The organism is Azospirillum formosense (genome assembly GCF_013340925.1).
In the GTDB taxonomy this organism is placed as follows: domain Bacteria; phylum Pseudomonadota; class Alphaproteobacteria; order Azospirillales; family Azospirillaceae; genus Azospirillum; species Azospirillum formosense.
The window spans coordinates 1-21,521 of the sequence record NZ_WHOR01000080.1 but is presented as its reverse complement, the minus strand read 5'-3'; the positions used below and the strand labels follow the sequence as shown (position 1 = coordinate 21,521).

The following is a 21,521-nucleotide window of genomic DNA, read 5'->3' as shown; positions in this document are numbered from 1 at the left end:
GGTCTGAGTCCCGCGACTGCCACGCCCCGGCCCTCCCCTGCAAAACGGGGGAGGGCCGGGGTGGGGGCAAGGGCCGCGTCGATGGACCGCGGCGAGCGTTAAAACTAAATAATGATGTGGAATATGTATTTTCACACCATCTCTCGCATTTTCCGCCTTGACTGAATGCCCATCGACATTGTAGATAAATCTTCGGACGCCCAAGGGGGGCGCCCCGCGGCAATTTGATCGCCAGCTTGCGCCGCGTCACCAAACGCTAAAGCGCCACGATACCGGTCGTGGAACTCTGACAGGAGTGACCGGAATGACCATGATGACCCTCCCCTCCTCTTCCGCCGATCGGACCGGCACCGTGACGGGCCTGTGTTGCCGAATGCGCAACGCCTGCTGTCGCCGCTGACCCCAGCGCGCCGACCCGTCCAGTCCAGCATCCGATCCGCATGAAGCCCGCGCGCCGCAGCGCCGCGGGCCGAGGGAGAACGTCGCCATGAGCACCTCCAACGCTTACGCCATCGAAGTCCAGGGCCGGTCCGCCGGCATCGTCGTCGCCGGCCAGGGCGGATTCACCTTCTTCGTGTCCGACTGGTCCTTCAAGGACCTGGACCGCAAGACCTTTCGCAACGTCGGACAGGCCGAGCGCGCCGCCAAGCAGTTGGCGGCCCGGCGCTCCGGCGTGCGGCGGCGCTGATCGCGTCCGCATTTCACACACTTCCATCGCCCGACCAAGCCATTCCACACCGTGCATAGAGGACCCGCTCCGTGAAAGCCTTTCTGACGTCCATTGCCGTCGCCACCCTGCTCACCGTCTCCACTGGCGCCGGCGCCGCCGCCCTGAAGCTCGGCGTGTCCGCCGGCCCCTATGGCGAGATCCTGGAATACACGGCGAAGATCGCCGCCAAGGAGGGCCTGAAAGCGGAGGTGATCGAGTTCACCGACTGGAACATGCCCAACGCCGCGCTCCAGTCCGGCGACATCGACGCCAACAACTTCCAGCACCAGCCCTTCCTCGACAACCAGATCAAGCAGCGCGGCTACGACATCGTGCCGGTCGCCAAGAGCATCGTCGTGCCCATGGGCATCTACGCGAAGAAGGTCCAGTCGCTGGCCGACCTGAAGGAAGGGGCCAGCGTCTCCATCCCCAACGACCCGACCAACGGCGCCCGCGCGCTGTTCCTGCTGGCCAAGGCCGGGGTGATCGGGCTGAAGGACGGGGCGGGCCTGAACACCTCCATCGCCGACATCGCGTCCAACCCGAAGAAGATCAAGCTGGTGGAACTGGACGCGGCCCAGCTTCCGCGCTCTCTGGACGACGTCGACGCCTCGGTCATCACGCTGAACTACGCGGTCCTGGCCGGGCTGACCCCCAAGACCGCCCTGGTTCTGGAGGACGACCAGTCGAAATGGCACCTCGTCTGGGCCGTCCGCAAGGACCGCGCCGAGGACCCGGCGATCAAGCGCTTCATCGAGCTGTACCGCTCCGCCGAGGTACGGGACTTCATCAACACGCGCTTCAACGGCACCATCATCCCGACCTGGTGATTGCCCTCTGTCCATCCCCTCTCCCCGGCTGAAGGGGAGAGGGGCCTTTCTTTTCAGGAAGCTCCGTCATGACCGGCCCGTTCAGCCGCACCGCCTCGATCTATGACCGCGGCCTCGCCCCCGACCCCGCGAACCATGTCCCGCTCAGCCCGCTCAGCTTCCTGAAACGCGCGGCGAAGGTCTATCCGGACAAGCCGGCCATCCGCCACGGCCGCCGCACCATCACCTACGCCGAGTTCCACGACCGCGTGCGGCGCTTCGCCGGGGCGCTGCTGCGGGCCGGGGTGAGGCGCGGCGACACGGTGTCGGTGCTGGCGCCCAACGTCCCGGCGCTGCTGGAGGCCCATTACGCGGTGCCGCTGGCCGGCGCGGTCCTGAACGCGCTGAACACGCGGCTGGACGCCGCGGCCATCGCCTTCATCCTGGACCACAGCGAGACGACGCTCCTGATCGTCGACCGCGAGCTGTCGCCAGTCGCCAAGGCCGCGCTCGCCCGGACGGAGCGCCCCGTCACGGTGGTGGAGATCGCCGACGAGCAGGTGCCCGACGCCCCGTCGCTGGGTGCCGTGGAGTATGAGGACTTCCTCGCCGCCGCCGCCCCCGCCCCCTGGCGCGGGCCGGACGACGAGTGGCAGGCCATCGCGCTCAACTACACCAGCGGCACCACCGGCAATCCGAAGGGCGTCGTCTACCACCACCGCGGCGCCTATCTGAACGCGCTGGGCAACGCATTCACCCTGAACGTCCGGCCCGAGAGCGTCTTCCTGTGGACGCTGCCGATGTTCCACTGCAACGGCTGGACCTACAGCTGGGCGGTCACCGCCGCGGGCGGCACCCATGTCTGCCTGCGCCGGGTGGAGCCGGCGGCGATCTTCGACGCCATCGCCGAGCTGGGCGTCACCCATCTCTGCGGCGCGCCGATCGTGCTGAACATGCTGATCCACGCCCCGGAGACGGTCCGCCGGAGCGTGCCCCGTCCGGTGATCGTGGGAACCGGCGGCGCCGCTCCGCCGTCCGCCGTGCTGGCCGGCATGGCGGCGCTGGGCTTCGAGGTGGTGCACATGTACGGGCTGACCGAATGCTACGGCCCGGCCACCGTCTGCGCCCCGCAGGACGGCTGGGAGGATCTCGACGCCGACGGGCTGGCCCTGCAATTCGCGCGGCAGGGGGTGAACCACGTCGCGGTGGAGGACGCCACCGTGCTCGACCGCGAGAGCGGCCGGCCGGTCCCCGCCGACGCCCAGACCATCGGCGAGATCGCGCTGCGCGGCAACACGGTGATGAAGGGCTATCTGAAGAATCCCGCGGCGACCAGGGAGGCGCTGAAGGACGGCTGGTTCCGCACCGGGGACCTGGGCGTGCTGCATCCCGACGGCTATATCGAGGTCAAGGACCGCAGCAAGGACATCATCATATCCGGCGGCGAGAACATCTCGTCCCTGGAGGTGGAGGAGGCGTTGTACCGGCATCCCGCCGTTCTGGAGGCCGCCGTGGTCGCCCGCCCCGACGACCGTTGGGGCGAGAGCCCCTGCGCCTTCGTCACGGTGAAGCCCGGCGCGGCGCGCCCCTCTGAGTCCGACATAATTCAATGGTGCCGCGACCGCATTGCGCACTACAAGGTGCCCCGCACCGTCGTGTTCAGCGATCTGCCGAAGACATCGACCGGTAAAATCCAGAAGACCGTCCTGCGCGACGCCGCCCGCGATCTGGGCGCACGTCGGGAGGCCAAGAGCGTATGATAACCTTCGAACAGCTTCAGAAAACCTACCCGTCCCGCGGCACCGGCCAGCCGGTCCAGGCGCTCGCCGACATCGACCTCACCATCGGGCGCGGCGAGATCTACGGCATCATCGGGCGTTCGGGCGCCGGCAAATCCACGCTGCTGCGCACCGTGAACCTGCTGGAGAAGCCGACGTCGGGCCGCGTGCTGGTCGACGGGGTGGACGTCACCGCCCTGTCGCCGCGCGAGCTGCGCGCGGCGCGGCACAGCATCGGCATGATCTTCCAGCACTTCAACCTGCTGTCCTCGCGCACGGTGTTCGACAACGTCGCCCTGCCGCTGGAGCTGGCCGGGGTGGCGAAGGCGCAGATCCGCGAAACGGTGGAGCCGCTGCTCGACCTCGTCGGCCTCACCGACAAGCGCGACCGCTACCCGGCGGAGCTGTCGGGCGGGCAGAAGCAGCGCGTCGGCATCGCCCGCGCGCTGGCCAGCAAGCCCAAGGTGCTGCTGTCGGACGAGGCGACCTCCGCGCTGGACCCCGAGACGACGACCCAGATCCTCCACCTGCTGGCCGACATCAACAAGCGGCTGGGGCTGACCATCGTCCTCATCACCCACGAGATCGCCGTCATCAAGGAGATCTGCCACAAGGTGGCGGTGATGGAGAACGGGCGGGTCATCGAGCAGGGGCCGGTCTTCGACATCTTCGCGCACCCCAAGCACGAGACGACGACGACCTTCGTCGATCCGGTCATCAACCGCGGCATCCCGGACAGTCTGCGCGCCCGCCTGTCGGCCACGCCGGTGCCGGGGTCGAACATGGTGCTGCGCATCACCTTCACCGGCGAGCGCGCGACCTCCCCGGTGATCAGCGCGATCAGCCGCAAGCTGAACCTGGACCTGAACATCTGGCACGGCCAGATCGACGAGATCCAGGGCGCGCCCTTCGGAACGCTGGTGGTGGAGGCCATCGGCAACCCGCAGTCCATCGAGGCGGCCATCAGCCTCCTGAACGTCAACAAGCTCGGTGTCGAGGTGCTCGGTCATGCTGTCCCCGGAAATCTACGCGCTGCTGTTTAAGGCGCTTCTCGACACGCTCTACATGGTGGCGGTGTCGGGCCTTCTGGGCACGGCGCTGGGCCTTCCGCTGGGCGTGCTCCTGGCCGTCACCGGCCGGGGGGAGCTGCTGCAGAATCTCGCCTTCAACCGGATCGCCGGCGTGCTGGTGAACATGACGCGCTCCACCCCCTTCATCATCCTGGTGGTGGCGATCATCCCCTTCACCCGGCTGATCGCCGGCACCTCCATCGGCACCGCCGCGGCCATCGTGCCGCTGACGGTCGCCGCCGTGCCCTTCATCGCCCGCATCGTCGAGGGCGCCGTGCGCGAGGTGGACCGCGGCCTGATCGAGGCGGCGCAGTCCATGGGCGCCACGCCCTTCCAGATCATCCGCAAGGTCCTGCTGCCGGAGGCGATGCCCGCCATCGCGCTGGGCCTGACGCTGTCGGTGGTCAGCCTGATCGGCTATTCGGCCATGGTCGGTGCGGTCGGCGGCGGCGGGCTGGGCGACCTCGGCATCCGCTACGGCTACCAGCGCTTCCTGCCGGAGGTGATGCTGGCCGTGGTCGTCGTGCTGATCGTGCTGGTGCAGATCGTTCAATCGACGGGCGACTGGATCGCCCGCCGCGTCAACAAACGCAACCTGAAGTCCTGAGGAGTTGGAGATGTTCCGTACCCGTGTGCTCGGCGCGGCCTTTGGTCTGGTGGCCGGCATCGCGACCCTGGCGACCGCCGTCGGCGCGTCGGCCGAAGCCCTGAAGATCGGCGTCACCCCCGGCCCGCATGGCCAGATCCTGGAGAAGGTGAAGCCGCTGGCCGCCAAGGAGGGCCTCGACCTGACGGTTCTGGAGTTCTCCGACTACGTCATCCCGAACCAGGCGCTGGCCCAGGGCGACCTGAACGCCAACTCCTTCCAGCACCAGCCCTACCTGGACAACCAGGTGAAGGACCGCGGCTATGAGCTGGTCAGCGTCGCCAAGACGGTGATCTTCCCGATGGGCGTCTATTCCAAGAAGGTGAAGAGCCTCGACGAGCTGCCCGACGGCGCCAAGGTCTCCATCCCCAACGACCCGACCAACGGCGGCCGCGCGCTGCTGCTGCTCCAGGCCAAGGGGCTGCTGAAGGTGAAGGAGAGCGCCGGCCTGAAGGCCTCGCCGCTCGACATCTCCGAGAATCCGAAGAAGCTCCAGATCCTGGAGCTGGACGCCGCCCAGCTCCCGCGCTCGCTGGACGACGTGACCGTGGCGGTCATCAACACCAACTTCGCCATGGAATCCGGCCTTGACCCGAACAAGGACGCCATCGCCCGCGAAGCCAGCGAGAGCCCCTACGCCAACGTCATCGCCGTCCGCAAGGTCGACCAGGACAAGCCGTGGGTCGCCACGCTGGTGAAGGTCTACCAGAGCGACGAGGTGAAGCAGTTCATCCTCGACCGCTTCAAGGGCGCCGTGGTTCCGGCCTGGTAATCGCCGCCGGTTCCGCGAGAAAGGCCCTTCCTCCCGCCGGAGGAAGGGCCTTTTTCCTTAAAGCTTGAGCCCCGCCACACCGTCGAGAATCGCCCCGTCGGACAGCGAGCGCAGGTCCACCTTCGCCCCGAACATGCGGGCGTTGGTCAGGTCCGTGTTCGTCAGGTCGCAGCCGGACAGGTTGGCGAAGGACAGGTCGGCGCCCGCGAGATTCACCTCGCGCAGGCAGGCGCCGCGCAAGTCGGCGTAACGCAGCCGCGCGCCCGACAGGTCGGAAGCCATCGACCGCTTCTCGTCGAAATAGAGCGGGCGCAGGTTGGCCTTGCGCAGGTCGGCGTTGTTCAGTTTGGCAAGGCGCAGGTTCACGCCGCGCAGGTCGCCGTTGATCAGCTTGGCGAGGCGCAGGTCGCCCTTCTCCAGCACCGCGGCCTGAAGCTGCACGCTGGTCAGGTCCAGCCCGTACAGGGTCGCCCCGACCGCCCGCAGCATGGTCAGGCAGGTGTGGGCCAGCGACGGGGCGTGCCGCAGGTCGAAACCCGACAGGTCGAGCGCCGTTCCCTCCGCCCCGCTGGACCCGACCCAGCGGATGTGCTCGTGCAGAAGCTCGTCCAGCGGGCGCCCGAGTTCGGCGACGACGCGGCCCACCGGATCGTCGGTCAGGGCGTCCTCCAGGTCGGCGTCGGCCAGTTCCGTCATGACCATGGTGGCGCCGGTCAGCACCGCGCCGCGCAGGCAGGCGCCGCGCAGGTCCGCCCCCGACAGGTCGGCCCCTTCCAGGTTCGACCCGGTGAAGTTGGCCCCGCGCATGGTGGCGCGCACCAGCTTGCACCCGCGCATCAGCGCGTCGGTGAAGTCGGTGTGGATCGCCATGGCCCCGGACAGCCGGGCGTTGGTCAGGTTGGCGCCGGACAGGTCCGCCCCCGACGCTTCCGTCGGCTGGCCCTCCACCCGGATGACGCGCAGGCTGCCGTCGCGGTCCTTTTCCGCCAGCGAGCCGTCGCGCAGGTCGGCCTCGAACAGGTTGGCGCCGATCAGGATGGCCCCGCGCAGGCAGGCCCCGCGCAGGTCGGTCTTGATCAGGCTGGCGTTCTCCAGATTGGTCAGGCGCAGGTCGGTGGCGAACATCGACGCGCAGTCCAGCCGCGCCCCGGCCAGATTGGCGCCGCGCAGGCTGGCTCCGACGAAGTCGGCGTGGGCGAGGTCACGCCCCGTAAGGTCCAGCCCGCTCAGGTCGAAAAAGGACAACGTCGCCCGCGCCCCGCCGATGCGGGCGTTCCGGAACATCTCGTGCCGGCGCACCACCGCGTCGAGCTGGACCTGATCCAGACGGGTGAGAGGACGCTGCTGCATAGCCGTGTTCGCCTCCGATCACGGTTTCAGAATACCCTTCGCAGCCTTCACGAATGATTAATGCAACCCACAATGGGGTGCTTTTCCGGCCGGGAAAAGCGCCCTTCGACCTTCACGCCGCGGATGACTGGCTTTGCCGCACCGGCACGCGCTCGGTTCCCAAGGCGTTCAGCGCGTCGCGCAGCACGTCGGGGGTGACGGGCTTGTGCAGCAGGCGGCACCCCGCGGCCACCGCCTCGCGGATGCGTTCGGGGCCGGTGTCGCCGGTCAGGATGATGCCGGGAATGGGCCGTCCTTCCTGCTCCGCCGCGCGGGTGACGGTCTCGGCCCCGGTCAACGGTCCGGGCAGTCGGAAATCCGACAGGATCACGTCCGGACAGCGCGGCGCGGCGCGTAGCGTCGCCAGAGCCGCCGGCCCGTCCGCCGCCACCAGAACGTCGTGCCCCCAGCTTTCCAGAAGGAGTTGCATTCCGGCGCTCTGCACCGGGTCGTCCTCCACGATCAGGATCAGGCGTGCCGCCGGATTCTCCGTCTGGCCGGCGGGGGCCGGAACCGCCGCGTCGGTCCGCGATTCGCTGGCGGCCAGCGGAACCATGACGGAGAAGACCGACCCCTGGCCCGGCCGCGAGCGAACCTCCACCGCGTGGCCCAGCAGCGCGGCCTTGCGGCGCACCTTGGGCAGCCCCAACCCCAAGCCGCGGCGGCGGTCGCGCTCCGGGTTGCCCAGCTGCACGAAGTCCTCGAAGATGGCGTCCAGATGCTCCGCCGCGATGCCCGGGCCGGTGTCCCACACCTCGATGCGCAGCCATTGGCCGCGCCGCCGGCAGCCGACCACCACCCCGCCCGCCGGCGTGTAGGCGATGGCGTTGCGCAGCAGATCCCCCAGCATCCGGGTCAGCAGGGTGGCGTCGGTGCGCACCATGGCGGTGCAGCCGCGCACCCGCAAATCAAGGCGCTTGTCCGCCGCCAGCCCCCGGAACTCCGCCACCACGCCGTCCAGGACGGTGGCGATGGACACCTCGGCGATGTTCGGGCGGACCACCCCGGCGTCGAGCGTGGCGACCTCCAGAAGCGCGTGCAGCAGCTTCTCGCCACTGTCCAGCGCCTCGCCCATCTTCTCGGCGATGGACCGCTCGCGCGATTCCTTCAGCCGCTCCATCAGGAGATGGTGGAACAGGCGCAACGCCTGGAAGGGCTGGCGCAGGTCGTGGTTGGCCGCCGACAGGAAGCGGGCCTTGGCCTGATTGGCACGTTCCTTCTCGGCCAGGGCGCGGACCAGCTTCTGGTTCAGGGAGCGCAGGTCGGCGGTGCGCTCCTCCACCCGCTGCTCCAGCCGGGCGTTGGCGTCGCGCAGGGCGTCGCGCGCCGCCGCCTCGCGCCGCAGGCTGGCCCAACCCAGCGCGCCGAGCCCGAACAGCGCGACGACGCTGACGCCGACCATCATGAAGCCATGCTGCAGGCGGCTGCTCCACGGCTCCAGAACGACGGCACGCGGCAGGGCCACCGCCGCCACCGCCGGAAAGTCGCGCATGCGCTTCAGGCCGATGACCACGCCTTCTCCGCCGCCCTGACCGCCAATGGTCCAGTCGCCCTCGCCGCTTTCCGCCCCCGGTACCAGCGCGGGCAGCGGGCCGATCCCGGCGCCTCCGAAGCCGGCCAGCCGCGTGCCGTCCAGGCGGAACAGGCCGGCGACGCTGTGCCGCCCGTCGCTGAAGACATCGAGAACCGTGTGCAGGCTGGAGGACGGAAGCGCCAGCAGGGCCGCGCCCTCCACGGCGCGCCCGTGCCCCAGGATGCGGCGGACCATCAGGATGGAGTCCCGCCCGTCCACCTGCCCATGCAGAAGCTCCAGCCCGCCGTCCGTGCCCTGGAGGACGCCGGCGGTGCCGCCGTCCGGTTCGATGGAGGGGCCGAACACCGTCCGGCCTTCGGCGTCCAGGATGGACAGCACGCCGAACCGGGACCCCGCCAGCGCCTCGCCCAGGGCGCCGCCCAAAGCGCTGTCGGAAAGCGATGCGAGCTCGCCTCCCCCCAGCCGGCCTCCCCCCAGCCGGTCGGCCACCCGCTCCAGAGCGGCGGCGCCGCCGTCCAGCACCGCGTCGGCGTGGCCTTCGAGAAAGGCCGCGGCCTGCCGGGTGCCGCGTTCGGCCCGGTCGAGCGTGTTGACGTAATCGACCAGCGACAGCGCCCCCCAGGCCGCGCCGCCCAGCAAGGTCATCGCCAGGACGATGGCCGTCAGGATGGCCTTCGGATGGAAACTGAGCAGGGCGTTGACCGAAAGCCGGATCATGGGCGGGGGTGTCTTGGTGAGGCGGTTCGGGAGCGGCGTCGCCGGTCCGCCGAATGCACGATGCCGCCAGGCACCGGCGAAGTCGGCGCCTGGGGCGATGACCGGAGTGTGGAGAGCGGACTCAATGGTCCGCGGATTGTCGGACAGGAAATCTCTCTTGAGCCCGAAAGGCCGGAGGGGCTTGGTCTTCACGCCTGCCGATCATTGAACCCGCCACGTCTTCAGCACAAAAAAACGGTGACGGCGTGGCACAGCGAAAGTTGTCATTTGCGTTATACCCGCTTCTTTGGCCTTTTGTCGGAAAGCTCCCGGACATCCCCCAGAAGTTTATTTGCCTTTATTGTCAGGAACCGATGATAGCACGCGATAGTAATCGGCGCGACCTGCCATGACGACTATGACCATACTCATACCGAACCCACTCTTTGGGTGAGGTGGCACGAAATGGTTCGGCCAGGAGTTGAAGCGTCGGCAAACATCGGAAATTGCGCCGATGACGGGATCACCGGGGCGGCTTGCGCGTTCCTGTGCTGCTTCATGCCGCAACGCGCCCACACTGAGGTTCAACCGTGAAGAAGCCGCCGTTCGCTCCCAAGGTTTTCCGCCAGTCCCGCATCCGGGAGGGTCTGCCCTACCCGCTCGGCGCCACATGGGACGGGCTGGGCGTCAACTTCGCGCTGTTTTCCGCCAACGCCACAAAGGTGGAGCTGTGCCTGTTCGACCAGGAGGGGCGCCGCGAGTTGGAACGGATCGAGCTGCCCGAATACACCGACGAGGTGTGGCACGGCTATCTGCCGGACGCACGGCCCGGCACCGTCTACGGCTACCGCGTGCACGGACCGTACGATCCGAAGGCGGGCCACCGCTTCAACCCGAACAAGCTGCTGCTCGACCCCTACGCCAAGCATATGGTCGGGCCGCTGCGCTGGTCGGACGCGCATTTCGGCTACCGCGTCGGCTCGCCGCGCGGCGACCTGTCCTTCGACCGGCGCGACAGCGCCCCCGGCATGCCGAAATGCGTGGTGATCGACCCGGCCTTCACCTGGGGCCACGACCGCCACCCGGCGATCCCTTGGGAGAAGTCGATCTTCTACGAGACCCACGTGCGCGGCTACACCATGCGGCACCCGGCGGTGCCGCCGCAGTACCGCGGCACCTTCGCCGGCCTCGCCCAGCAGGAGGTGGTGGAGTACATCCGCTCGCTGGGCGTCACGGCCGTGGAGCTTCTGCCGGTCCACGCCTTCGTCGACGACCGCTACCTGCTGGAAAAGGGGCTGCGCAACTACTGGGGCTACAACAGCATCTCCTTCTTCGCGCCCGACCCGCGCTACATGGCGACCGGGGCGATCCACGAGTTCAAGGAGATGGTCGCCCGCCTGCACGACGCCGGGATCGAGGTCATCCTCGACGTCGTCTACAACCACACCGCCGAAGGCAACGAGATGGGGCCGACGCTCTCCTTCAAGGGCATCGACAACGCCTCCTATTACCGGCTGGCGCCGGACCCGCGCTACTACATCAACGACACCGGCACGGGCAACACGCTGAACCTCGTGCATGCGCGCGTCCTCCAGATGGTCACCGATTCCTTGCGTTACTGGGTGACCGAGATGCATGTGGACGGCTTCCGCTTCGACCTCGCCACCATCCTGGCGCGGGAGACCTACGGCTTCGACCACAGCGGCGGCTTCCTCGACGCCTGCCGCCAGGACCCGGTGCTGTCGCGCGTCAAGCTGATCGCCGAGCCGTGGGACTGCGGCCCCGGCGGCTATCAGGTCGGCGGCTTCCCGCCGGGCTGGGCGGAGTGGAACGACAAGTTCCGCGACACCGTGCGCTCCTACTGGAAGGGCGACGAGGGCAAGCTGCCCGAACTGGCCACCCGCATGGCCGCCTCGGCGGACGTGTTCAACCGGCGGGGCCGCAAGCCCTGGGCCAGCGTCAACTTCGTCACCGCCCATGACGGCTTCACGCTGCACGACCTCGTCGCCTACAACGACAAGCACAACGACGCCAACGGCGAGGACAACCGCGACGGCCATTCGCACAACATCTCCTGGAACCACGGGGCGGAGGGACCGACCGACGATCCGGAGATCAACGCCCTGCGCTTCCGCCAGATGCGCAACCTGCTGGCCACGCTGCTGCTGTCCCAGGGCACGCCGATGATCCTGGCCGGCGACGAGTTCGCGCGCAGCCAGAACGGCAACAACAACGCCTATTGCCAGGATAACGAGATCAGTTGGATCGACTGGGAGGGCGTCAGCGACGAGGGCTGGGCGCTGACCGACTTCGTCCGCCACCTGATCGGGCTGCGGCAGAGCCACCCGCTGCTGCGGCGCGGGCGTTTCTTCACCGGCGCCTACAACCCCGACCTGGAGGTGAAGGACCTCACCTGGATCACCCCCGCCGGCGAGGAGAAGACGACCGAGCAGTGGCAGGACCCCATGGCGCGTTGCCTGGGCATGCTGCTCGACGGGCGGGCGCAGGCCACTGGTATCAAGAAGGTGGCGTCGGACGCCACGCTGCTGCTGATCATCAACGCCTACCACGACGTGGTGCCCTTCAAGCTGCCGGAGGTCGCCGGCGGCAGCCGCTGGCTGACGCTGGTGGACACCACGGAACCCGACCGGTTGGAAGTCGCCACCGCCCAGACCGGCGACGAGATCCCGGTCAACGGGCGTTCCCTGCTGCTGTTCGAACTGATGCCCGACCGCCACTCCGACATCGGACTGAAGGCCGCCGCGCGGGCCCTGCGCGCCGCCTCGGGGCCGGGCGAGCCGGTGGCGGCGATCACGCCGGACAGCATCGCGTCGGGCGCCAGCCCCGCCGAGGCGGTGCAGCAGCCGGGCGAGTGATCGCCGGGTCAGGATAAGCCATGAAGGAACGGTGCGGCAGGACGCCGCACCGTTCCCCGATCACTTTTATCTATAATTTTAGGCAAATCGACGATATTGAGAATTCGGACTGTCCGCCTCGGACCATTGCTTGTGGGCGCAACGCCGCATTGGCCGCGCTTTCCGGGGCCAGGGACAGCCGCACCGATTCCAGGGGGGGTCTGGGCATGTGTCACGGCGACTACATCCGATTCCTGGTCGCGACCGAGGCCGACCCGGCTCTGCGCGCGGCGCTGCGGCGGGCGTCGCGCGGTCTTCTGACGCTCGGCGATCTGGTGGATTTCGCCGCCGGCCATGGCTACCGCTTCACCGAGGCGGACATTCCCCTGGCCGTGGCCCGGGCCGACGGCTGCGGGTCCGACTGAAAGCGCGCGGGAGGGTCACGGCGGCGGTGCGGTGGTGCTGCAACTGCCGCGGATCGTCAGCATGATCCCGTCGTCGGATGGGAAGATGTCCTTATCGGCGTCGCGGGGAATGGGAATTTTCTGACGGCGGCAGAACAGCAGGAGAATGCCGAGCGTCTTGCTGGGCATGAAGGCGACGTCCCGCACCTTCGCGGCCCCCTGCTGCACCATGACCACCACGCCCCCGTCCGATTTCGGAACGACGGAGGCGATCAGGCCCAACGGAAGATCGGTTTGATTCGGCACCTTCTGGTACCAGCCGAAGGCTTTCTTGAGGGCCGAGTTCGTGAAGACAAGGTGACGCGTTTCGAAAATCATTCCGGACCAGTTTCAGGCCCGGCCGCCCTCCAGTTCCGGGTTCAGCCGGAACGTGATCGCACGCCCCAGTTTGGAATCCCGCAGAAGAATCTGCTTGGTTTCCAGCAGCTTGATGGCCCGGTTGACGTTGGGCCGCTGCATGCCGAGCGCATCAGCCAGTTCGGACTGGAGCACCGGCACGGGACGGTCGAAATGGAGCCGCCGGCTCAGGTAGGTGAACACACGAAGCGCCTCCAGGGTGATGTCCCGATCGGTCGAAACGGTCCTGGAGAGGAGGTCATGATGCTGCATGGCGGCCTCGGAACGCAAGTTGGCTCGGCGTCGCAGTCCGGCTGCGCAGACGCCGGGCGGATAATTTCGCCTGCTCCGCAGGTTACCCCGCATTTGTTGTCCGAATGTGTCTCGCGCGTTTCCAAATTGACACAAAGCCGCGCCATTTGCGACGTCCCGGCCGGAACCCTTTCCCCCGCGTCCCGTTCCCGGAAGGAGACACCGTCACGTGAGGAGAAGATCCATGCATCGGCTCGTGCTGCTGCGGCACGGTCAGAGCGTCTGGAACCGCTCGGATCTGTTCACCGGCTGGACCGACGTCGATCTGACCGAACAGGGGGTGGCCGAGACCCGCCATGCCGCCGGTCTGCTGAAGCAGGCCGGGTTCGATTTCGACGTGGCCTTCACCTCCGTCCTGAAGCGGGCGATCAAGACACTCGACATCGTTCTGGAGGAGATGGACCGGATGTGGCTGCCGGTGCACAAGCACTGGCGCCTGAACGAGCGCCACTACGGCGCGCTCCAGGGGCTGAACAAGACGGAGACGGCGGCCCGCCACGGCGCCGATCAGGTCTTCCTATGGCGGCGGAGTTGGGACGTCCCGCCCCCGCCGGTCGAGCCCGAGGACCCGTGCTCCGCGGTGTCGGACCGGCGCTACGCCGGGATCGGCCGTGCGAACCTTCCGCGCGGTGAGAGCCTGAAGGACACCACGGACCGGGTGATCCCCTTCTGGGAGGAGGGCATCTGCCCGGCCCTGCGGCTGGGCGCAAGGGTGCTGGTGTCCGCCCACGGCAACAGCCTGCGCGGCCTCGTCAAGCATCTCGACAAGGTGCCCGACCAGGACATCCCCCTGTTCGAGATCCCCACCAGCCGCCCCCTGGTCTACGAACTTGGCGCCGATCTGGTCCCGCTGCGCCGCTATTTCCTGACCGAAGGCGGGGCGGTGGAAGAGATCACCTGGGGCGGGCGCGACGATGTGGGGCGCAGCGGCATCGCAGCGGCGTGAACGCAACTCCGTCTATCGGAACCGCCTTACCAATTTGTGTTGGCATTCCAAGTGGCCGCGTCAATACCGAAAGAGGCGGAGCCAGACTTGTCGCCGATGGTGTACTTAGCGTTCCACTTCACGTATACCATGACGTCTTTCCCGGTTTCATTTTTGTATTGCCCTTTCGCCTTTTGATTGTTCGATACACTGCCGCCGTCTCCAAATTTTATCAGGAAGTAGCGAATCAGCAACTTTTCTAGATCGACCTCGCCAACCTTGGAAGGGGATGGCTCTGCCAGAGCAATTGTATTCGTCACTGAATTATTTGGCAACTGAAGAGGGCCTGAGGATATATTATTATGGTTGTTTCCAAACCAGCTGTTACTCACCGGGCTCTCGACAGCCATATTTCTGTCACTATTAGATGATTCCACTAGGTTAGCTTTCAACGATCTATTGGAGACGAGCACAATATTCCTATTGTCAAACTCAGGTATGCACCAAGATTTATTATCATAAATATTACCTAACCCGAAATTTATCGACGGGTGGCTGAACATCGATGGCTGGCTGAACATCGACGACTGGTTGAACATCGATGACTGGTTGAACATCGATGACTGGTTGAACATCGATGACTGGTTGATCATCGACGGCTTCCTGATTTGACAATTGGAATTACTACATTTACCGCAAGGCCTTTCCTCATAATTCTCCATATTGTGTCGACCATTAAACAATTCCAGAGATGACCTGAATATTTTTAAATCATCATTCCACACATAGACATCTCCCCAAAAAATACAGATGTTTGCTAAATCCCTTGGATCAAATCCCATCTCTGTAATAACTTCAAGTCGACCTTTAAAGCGGTCCATAATATTTTTAGAAATTCCAACGTAGCGGTTTCTGCTTCTGGCGTTCCAAATCACGTAAATACCTGACCTCTCCATCTCTTCAGGCAAAGCGGCCTCGCCGAATGTTCCGTCGCCCAAGTCGTCCGGCGCCATCCCTACGCAAGTGGTCGAATAAGAAAGATTGTAAAATATGCTCCACATTTTCTGCTCCCCACCTTCCGACTGCGCCTCCGGGTTTGGGGCCGTCATCCTTCAGAAGACGGGAATGCCGGACAGAGTGTGAAACCTGTCCGGGAAAGCAGGGAAGAGATTGCGGGCCGACGTCTACGTCCCTTCCGTCCGGCGTCCGCGGTGTCCGGCGCCGCCTTTTCCGCGCTTCCGTCCCGGCACGGGATGGTGGAATTGCGGATGCCCACCGGGTTGCGCAGTCCCGTCGCGGCGTCCGCGGCGCTCGCCCTGCCGGTCCTCCACGCGCCCGGCGTAGCAACTGTCGCAGACCCGGAAACGGTGGTTGGCCTTCAGCCGCGTGCCGCAGACCGGGCAGGCGCGGGCCAGCGAGCGTTCGGCCAGCGTGCGCTCGATGAAGGCGTTCAGCATGGCCCGGCGCTCCTGGCACAGGTCCATGTCCGGATAGGCGTCGGGGAACCGGTAGGCCAGCCAGGCGTAGGCGGTCAGCTCCTTCACCGCGCGCTCCGCCTTCTCCAGCTCCACGTCGGTGCCCACGCGGTGGTGGAAGCGCTCGGCGGCGTCGGGGGCGGAGTTGCGCATCCCCTTGCCCTGGTTGGTTGCCCACAGCGCCAGCAGGCGCAGGTTGTTCTGGTCGCGCACGTCGATGGGGCAGCGCGCCAGCATGTCGCGCACCGCCAGCGGCAGCTTCGCCCGGTCCACCGCTGCGGCGGCCTGGATGCGCTGCTCCAGGTCGGTCATGCGGAAGGTCTGGTTGGCGCGCAGCAGCTCCTGCCCCGCCGTGCGCAGCACCTTGGCGAGGCTGTCGGTGTCCAGCTCCCGCGCGATGGCCTCGACGTGGGTCAGGTTGGGGCTGATCCAGGCCCGCGGGTCCTCGGGCGGGACCGGCGGGGTGGTCAGCGCCCGGCGCACCGGGTTGATGTTCTCCCCCTCCAGCACCGCGACGCGGCCTTCCTCGTGCATGCCGAAGCGTCCCGCCCGCCCGCCGATCTGGCGGATTTCGGAGGAGTTGAGGTCGCGCTCCTCCCGCCCGTCGTACTTGCGGGTGGTCGACAGGACGACGCGGGCGACCGGCAGGTTCAGCCCCATGCCGATGGCGTCGGTCGCCACCAGCACGTCCGCCGTGCCGTCGCGGAAGCGCCGCGCCTCGGCCCGCCGTACCTCCGGCGACAGGGCGCCGTAGATTACCGCCACCGTGTGGTCGCGGGCCAGCAGCTCGCGCCGCAGTCCCATCACGTCCTTGCGCGAGAAGGCGATCACCGCGTCGCCGCGGCGGACATTTTCCAGCGGCACCCGCTCCTCCTGCACGCGCAGCGGCGACTTGCGGGTGAACTCCACGACCTCCAGCTCCTCCCCCAGCGCGGTGGCGAGGCGCTGCACGTAGGGGATGGCGTCGGCGGAGCCGGTCATCAGGATTTCCGGGGCGGCCACGCCGGCCACCGCCTGGGTCCAGGCCCAGCCGCGATCGGGGTCGCCGATCATCTGGATCTCGTCGATGACGCAGGCGCCCCAGACCTTGGACGTGTTGACCATCTCGATGGTCGAGGAGGTGAAGGAGGCGCCGGGCCGCACGTCGCGCTCCTCGCCGGTCACCAGGCTGCAGGGGCGCCCGCGCGTCTCCAGCGCTTCCTGCCCTTCCAGCGCCAGCAGGCGCAGCGGGGCGAGGTAGCAGCCGCTCTGCGCCTCGGCCAGCCGGTCCATGGCGGCGTGGGTCTTGCCGGAGTTGGTCGGGCCGACGAACAGCCGCAGCTTGCGCACCATGGCGCGGGCCGTGGCGAAGCTGTCGAGATAGACGCCGAGGCCGGAGGCGTTCTCCAGCCGCTCCCGCCGGACCTTCAGGCCGGCGCGGGCGGCGGCGGTGGAGAAAGCCTCCTCCAGCGCGTCCAGCAGGGTCTGCAGGCGCGGAATGCGCCCGCCGAAGCCGATCACCCGGCCCAGCTCGTCGGCGAAGCCCTTGGGCCGCCACGCCTCGCCGAAGCCGTTGGCGCGCTGCGCCATGGAGGCGAACCAGCCGTCCACCCGGCCGCGCGCCTTCTCGATGGCGGCGGAGGACAGGCAGGCGGCCTTGACCCGCTTGCCCAGCGCCTTCGCCTGGGGCCGGCCGAAGCCCTCCTCCGCGGTCATCAGGCCCCACAGCTCCGCCTCGATGTCGGGCAGCGGGCCGAGCGCCACGCGGAACCGCAGCTTCAGCTTCCGGTCGGTTCCGGGAACGACCACCTCATGGACGACGGCGACCGACCAGCGGGCCGGGGTGCTGTCGGCGTCCACCTCGATCCCGTCGCCGCGCACCACCGCGGCGATGGCGCGCAGCGCGTCGCGGCGGTCGAACTCGTCGGCGGTGCCCGGTTGGCGGGGGGTGGTTTCGTCGTTGCTCATGGACTGGTCTTCTTCCGTCGCCGCCCCCGGAGAGATCGGCCTGGGGATTCAAGGAACTGGTTGGGACTGGCGGTCTTGAGGGGGCTTTGCCGAACCTCGAACAGTGCCGTGCCGCGAGGCGGACGCCCACCCCCTATTCTGCACACCGGCACCCCACGGGCGTACCTATATGGTCGGAGCCATAGGATAGGGCAAGCCGATTCAGGGGTTCCCCCGGCGTGGCCGGGCTAATTCGCCTGAACTCGCCCCTCTCCCATCCCACCGCTGCGAAAAAGGGGCGGTGCCAGCCACATCATTCCCTGTTGTTCGGCGGCTGTGTCGAAAGGGGTACCCGGTAACGGTTTCACCGGCTGCCACCAATCGAAAGTGTTAGCAAGCAATATCGTCTTACTGCACCGCAAACCGTCGGGCATCATCGTTCCAGAGACAACGTAACCGTCGTCGCTTCGCAGATTTGGTTAGGAGATGTGCATGCCGACCCCTCGTGACGTCCTGGCACTGATCGAGAGAATACGGTGTATTTCTTGCGAGGACGAGCGCCATGCATTGATAAAGACATTGTCAGCCGTCGAGCGACCGACCATCCTGTCGTTCCTCAACGCTCACGGCGTGAACCTCTGCGCGGGGTCCTCCGCCGCGTGGTCGGCCTTCCGCGCCTCCGACGTCCTGTTGCGGGACGGGGTGGCGCTGGAGACGGCCCTGCCGTGGCTCGACCAGCCGGTCGGGCTGAACATGAACGGGACCGACTTCATCCCGCTTCTCCTCCGCCACCTGTCGCCCCGGCGGGTCGCCGTCTACGGCACCGCGGCGCCCTGGCTGGACGAGGGGATCGAGCGGCTGAAGGAGCGGACCCCGCACGACTATGTCGATGCCCAGCACGGGTTCCATTCCGTGGAGCATTACATCGCCCGTGCGCGGGAGATTGAGCCCGACGTCATCATCCTGGCCATGGGCATGCCCCGCCAGGAGGAGGTCGCGGTGCAGCTCAAGCGCGCGCTGGATCATAAGGTGCTGATCGTCAACGGCGGCGCCATCATCGATTTCCTCGCCGGGCGCTTCACCCGGGCCCCCGCCGCCGTCCAGCGCATCGGGCTGGAATGGGCGTTCCGGTTGGTCCAGGAGCCCCGCCGTCTGTTTCGCCGCTATTGCGTCGGCGCTTTCGGCTTCGCCCACACCGTCATGCTTATGCGCCGTGCCGCCATGCGTTCGTCCAGCGCCCCAGCACCAGCGCCCATGCATAAGGAGCTTTGAGACGTGGAAAATCTGCCCCAAGTCAATCATGGCGGCCATCACGGCGGTCCGCCGGCTCCGGTTCCGGCATGGCCCGCCGCCCCCGGCCCGTCCCGGCGCAGCGAGTTCGAATCCCAGACCCCGTCCATGGGTCCCGACTTCCGCTTCATCCTGCGCGTGCTGGGCAGCCACAAGTGGCTGATCGCGGCCATCGTGGTGGTGCTGACCGGCCTGTCGGCTCTGGGCGTCTCCACGCTCAAGGACCAGTACACCTCCGAAGCCCTTCTGCTGGTCGACAACCGGCAGGTCCGCGTCGTCCGCGAGGTCGAGCAGGTGGTGGGCGCGATCCCCACCGAGGACGCGGCGATCCTGAGCGAGATCGAGATCCTGAAGTCGCCCCAGGTGCTGAACCAGGTGGTGAACGATCTCCAGCTCGCCCAGCATCCGGAATTCAACCCGCCGGCGCAGGAGGACGAGACGCTCCCGCTCGTCGAGCGCGCGGTGGCCTACGGCCGCGGTCTCGCCGACCGCTTCTGGGACGGCGCCCCGCCGGCCCCGGTCGCCTGGCTGCTGAGCCACGGTGACGAGGTGGCGCAGGACATCCGGGCGCGCGAGGCGCACGCGGCGCTGGGCAACGACCAGATCATCGCGCGCATCCACCGCAAGCTCGACGTCGCCATCGTCGGCCGGTCGCGCGTGATCCAGGTGCGCTTCACCTCCAAGGAGCCGCAGCTCAGCCGCGACGTGGTGGACGGCATCGTCCGCCGCTACATGGAAACCCGCCAGCAGATGGACCGCGACCTGTCGACCAGCGCGATCTCCTGGCTGCAGGACCGCATCGTCCTGCTGCGCAAGGAGGTGGCCGAGGCCGACGCCAAGGTCGAGGAGGCGCGCGTCAAGGGCGGCCTGCTGAAGGGCGGCACCGGCCTGATGGCCCAGAACGAGCTTGAGCAGACCCGCCTGCGCCTGAGCGAGGCCTCGGCCATCCGCGCCCGCTCGGTCGCCCAGGCCGACACGCTGGAGCGCAACCTGAAGGCCGGCAACTGGAACGCCATCGGCGGCAGCATCGCCTCCCCGGTCGTCGCCCAGCTCCGCGCCACGGTCGCCGCCATCTCCACGGAAATGGCCCAGCTCTCCCGCCAGTACGGTCCGAAGCACCCGCGCATCGTCGAGCTGCAGGGCCGCCTGAACGAAGCCAACTCCTCGCTCCAGCAGGAAATCCGCCGCGAGATCAACGGCGTCCGCGAGGCCGCCCAGGTCGCGGTCGAGCAGGAGACGGCGCTCCGCACCATGATCACCCGCATGGAGGGCAGCTACGCCACCATGCAGGAGCAGGCCATCCCGCTGCGCACCCTGGAATCCGAGGCGACCGCCAAGCGCCAGCTTCTCGACAGCCTGCTGGGCCGTCTGGAAGAGGTCGAGGCCCAGAAGGACAGCCGCGCCTTCCCGGCCGCCGTCAAGCTGGTCTCCGCGCCGCAGGTGCCGCACGAGCCGTCGGGTCCCTTCCGCGTCCTCCTGCTGCTGGCCGGCTTCGTCGCCGCCCTCGCGCTCGCCATCTTCAGCGTCTTCGGTCTGGAGCTTCTCCAGCGCCGCATCCACACCCCGGACGCCGTGCGCCGCATCCTGGGCGTCGGCACCGTCCACATCGTGCCGCACCACAGCGACCGCGGGGCCAAGGGCCGGCTCTACAAGATCTTCCAGCGCCACCCCTTCTCGCTGTTCAGCGAATCCCTGCGCGCCCTGTTCCGCAACCACCTGTCGGATCTCGGTCCGGTCGGCGCTCTGGCGGTGACCTCGGCCCGCCCGCAGGACGGCAAGACCTCGCTGACGCTGGCCGTCGCCCAGGTCGCCAGCCAGGCCGGCCGCCGGGTGGTGGTGGTGGACACCGACTTCCGCCGCTCCCGCATGGAGGGGCTGTTCGACCTGTCCACCAAGAAGGGCCTGTCGGACTGGATCGCCGGTGACGCCACGCTGGACGAGATCGTCCACACCTCCGACGACGTGCCCTTCGCCATGGTTCCGGCGGGCAAGCTGAACCCGATGACGCTGGACCGCTTCAACGTCGACAGCCTGGTGCAGCTGATGGCCGGCCTGTCGCCCAGCTTCGATCTGGTGGTGTTCGACACCGCCCCGGCGCTGGCCGTGTCGGACGCCCGCATCGTCTGCGGCGCCGCCTCCAAGGTGCTGTTCGTCACCCGCTGGGGCCACACCACGGCGAGCGACCTCGACGCGGTGGCAGACCTGGGGCCGATCGACCACAGCAAGTTCGTCTGCGTGATGACCGACGTGAACCTGAAGAAAGCCGCCAGCAAGGGCTACCAGGGTCCGTACAACAGCTACGTCGCCACGCGGAAATACTACGGCGACCAGACCCTGCGCGCCGCGCCGTAAGCGACGTCTCCTCCCTCTCCCGTCCCGGGAGAGGGGGCCCGCGAAGCGGGCGGGTGAAGGTACCGCGAGGATCACAGCCTTATCCTCGGCGGCCCCCACCCCCCCCCCCCCCCACCCCCCCCGTCCCCCCCCCTCCCCCCCCCCGTGGGGGCTCTTAACTTTCTTCCCAATCCCTCCCCCCCT

General features: G+C 67.5%; 17 protein-coding genes. 11 read left to right on the top strand and 6 right to left on the bottom strand.

Annotation, left to right across the window (positions count from 1 at the left end; translation table 11 throughout):
• Positions 1–487 precede the first annotated feature (487 nt).
• The 6 genes from GBZ26_RS12815 to GBZ26_RS12790 all read left to right on the top strand — a co-directional run bounded on the left by GBZ26_RS12815 (position 488) and on the right by GBZ26_RS12790 (position 5,784).
• On the top strand, positions 488–688 hold the full coding sequence (locus GBZ26_RS12815) for a hypothetical protein (protein WP_014198188.1): 201 nt from the start codon (positions 488–490) through the stop codon (positions 686–688).
• A gap of 71 nt (positions 689–759) precedes the next feature.
• Positions 760–1,539, top strand: coding sequence for a MetQ/NlpA family ABC transporter substrate-binding protein (locus tag GBZ26_RS12810; RefSeq protein WP_174439168.1), 780 nt, complete (start codon positions 760–762; stop codon positions 1,537–1,539).
• Positions 1,540–1,607: 68 nt separating this feature from the next.
• Positions 1,608–3,278 (top strand): acyl-CoA synthetase, encoded by a 1,671-nt coding sequence (locus GBZ26_RS12805; protein WP_174439167.1) that lies wholly within the window; start codon positions 1,608–1,610, stop codon positions 3,276–3,278.
• Positions 3,275–4,339: a methionine ABC transporter ATP-binding protein gene (locus GBZ26_RS12800; RefSeq protein WP_174439166.1), complete on the top strand. Its 1,065-nt coding sequence runs from the start codon at positions 3,275–3,277 to the stop codon at positions 4,337–4,339. Before GBZ26_RS12805 ends, GBZ26_RS12800 begins: the two co-directional genes overlap by 4 nt.
• Positions 4,305–4,973, top strand: a complete 669-nt coding sequence (locus GBZ26_RS12795) for a methionine ABC transporter permease (RefSeq protein ID WP_109072323.1) — start codon at positions 4,305–4,307, stop codon at positions 4,971–4,973. Before GBZ26_RS12800 ends, GBZ26_RS12795 begins: the two co-directional genes overlap by 35 nt.
• 10 nt (positions 4,974–4,983) lie before the next feature.
• Positions 4,984–5,784, top strand: coding sequence for a MetQ/NlpA family ABC transporter substrate-binding protein (locus tag GBZ26_RS12790; protein ID WP_174439165.1), 801 nt, complete (start codon positions 4,984–4,986; stop codon positions 5,782–5,784).
• A gap of 57 nt (positions 5,785–5,841) precedes the next feature.
• Here GBZ26_RS12790 and GBZ26_RS12785 read toward each other — a convergent pair whose 3' ends face one another.
• Positions 5,842–7,134, bottom strand: coding sequence for a pentapeptide repeat-containing protein (locus tag GBZ26_RS12785; RefSeq protein WP_174439164.1), 1,293 nt, complete (start codon positions 7,132–7,134; stop codon positions 5,842–5,844).
• A gap of 112 nt (positions 7,135–7,246) precedes the next feature.
• Positions 7,247–9,424: a hybrid sensor histidine kinase/response regulator gene (locus GBZ26_RS12780; protein WP_174439163.1), complete on the bottom strand. Its 2,178-nt coding sequence runs from the start codon at positions 9,422–9,424 to the stop codon at positions 7,247–7,249.
• Positions 9,425–9,993: 569 nt separating this feature from the next.
• On the opposite strand from GBZ26_RS12780, the gene glgX reads away from it, so the two are divergent.
• Together glgX and GBZ26_RS12770 are read left to right on the top strand one after the other, a co-directional pair.
• Positions 9,994–12,279, top strand: a complete 2,286-nt coding sequence (gene glgX, locus GBZ26_RS12775; RefSeq protein WP_174439162.1) for a glycogen debranching protein GlgX — start codon at positions 9,994–9,996, stop codon at positions 12,277–12,279.
• A gap of 206 nt (positions 12,280–12,485) precedes the next feature.
• Complete coding sequence (locus GBZ26_RS12770; RefSeq protein WP_174439161.1) at positions 12,486–12,683, top strand: Nif11-like leader peptide family natural product precursor; 198 nt, start codon at positions 12,486–12,488, stop codon at positions 12,681–12,683.
• Positions 12,684–12,698: 15 nt separating this feature from the next.
• Here GBZ26_RS12770 and GBZ26_RS12765 read toward each other — a convergent pair whose 3' ends face one another.
• Positions 12,699–13,040 (bottom strand): hypothetical protein, encoded by a 342-nt coding sequence (locus GBZ26_RS12765; RefSeq protein WP_035678243.1) that lies wholly within the window; start codon positions 13,038–13,040, stop codon positions 12,699–12,701.
• A 12-nt stretch (positions 13,041–13,052) separates the two neighbouring features.
• Positions 13,053–13,331: a MarR family transcriptional regulator gene (locus tag GBZ26_RS12760; protein ID WP_236778250.1), complete on the bottom strand. Its 279-nt coding sequence runs from the start codon at positions 13,329–13,331 to the stop codon at positions 13,053–13,055.
• 223 nt (positions 13,332–13,554) lie between these two features.
• Here GBZ26_RS12760 and gpmA point away from each other — a divergent pair, with 223 nt between their 5' ends.
• Complete coding sequence (gpmA, locus tag GBZ26_RS12755; protein ID WP_174439160.1) at positions 13,555–14,316, top strand: 2,3-diphosphoglycerate-dependent phosphoglycerate mutase; 762 nt, start codon at positions 13,555–13,557, stop codon at positions 14,314–14,316.
• Positions 14,317–14,342: 26 nt separating this feature from the next.
• On the opposite strand, the gene GBZ26_RS12750 is transcribed toward gpmA, so the two are convergent.
• Positions 14,343–15,404, bottom strand: a complete 1,062-nt coding sequence (locus GBZ26_RS12750; RefSeq protein WP_174439159.1) for a GIY-YIG nuclease family protein — start codon at positions 15,402–15,404, stop codon at positions 14,343–14,345.
• Between the two features lie 75 nt (positions 15,405–15,479).
• The gene (locus GBZ26_RS12745; RefSeq protein ID WP_174439158.1) at positions 15,480–17,717 is read right to left on the bottom strand and encodes a helicase-related protein; all 2,238 of its coding nucleotides are present in this window, start codon (positions 17,715–17,717) and stop codon (positions 15,480–15,482) included.
• Positions 17,718–18,275: 558 nt separating this feature from the next.
• Here GBZ26_RS12745 and GBZ26_RS12740 point away from each other — a divergent pair.
• Together GBZ26_RS12740 and GBZ26_RS12730 are read left to right on the top strand one after the other, a co-directional pair.
• Entirely contained in the window at positions 18,276–18,968 is a 693-nt protein-coding gene (locus tag GBZ26_RS12740) for a WecB/TagA/CpsF family glycosyltransferase (protein ID WP_079292175.1), read from the top strand.
• Positions 18,969–18,971: 3 nt separating this feature from the next.
• Positions 18,972–21,338, top strand: coding sequence for a GumC family protein (locus GBZ26_RS12730; RefSeq protein ID WP_343207255.1), 2,367 nt, complete (start codon positions 18,972–18,974; stop codon positions 21,336–21,338).
• The last annotated feature ends 183 nt before the right edge of the window (positions 21,339–21,521 follow it).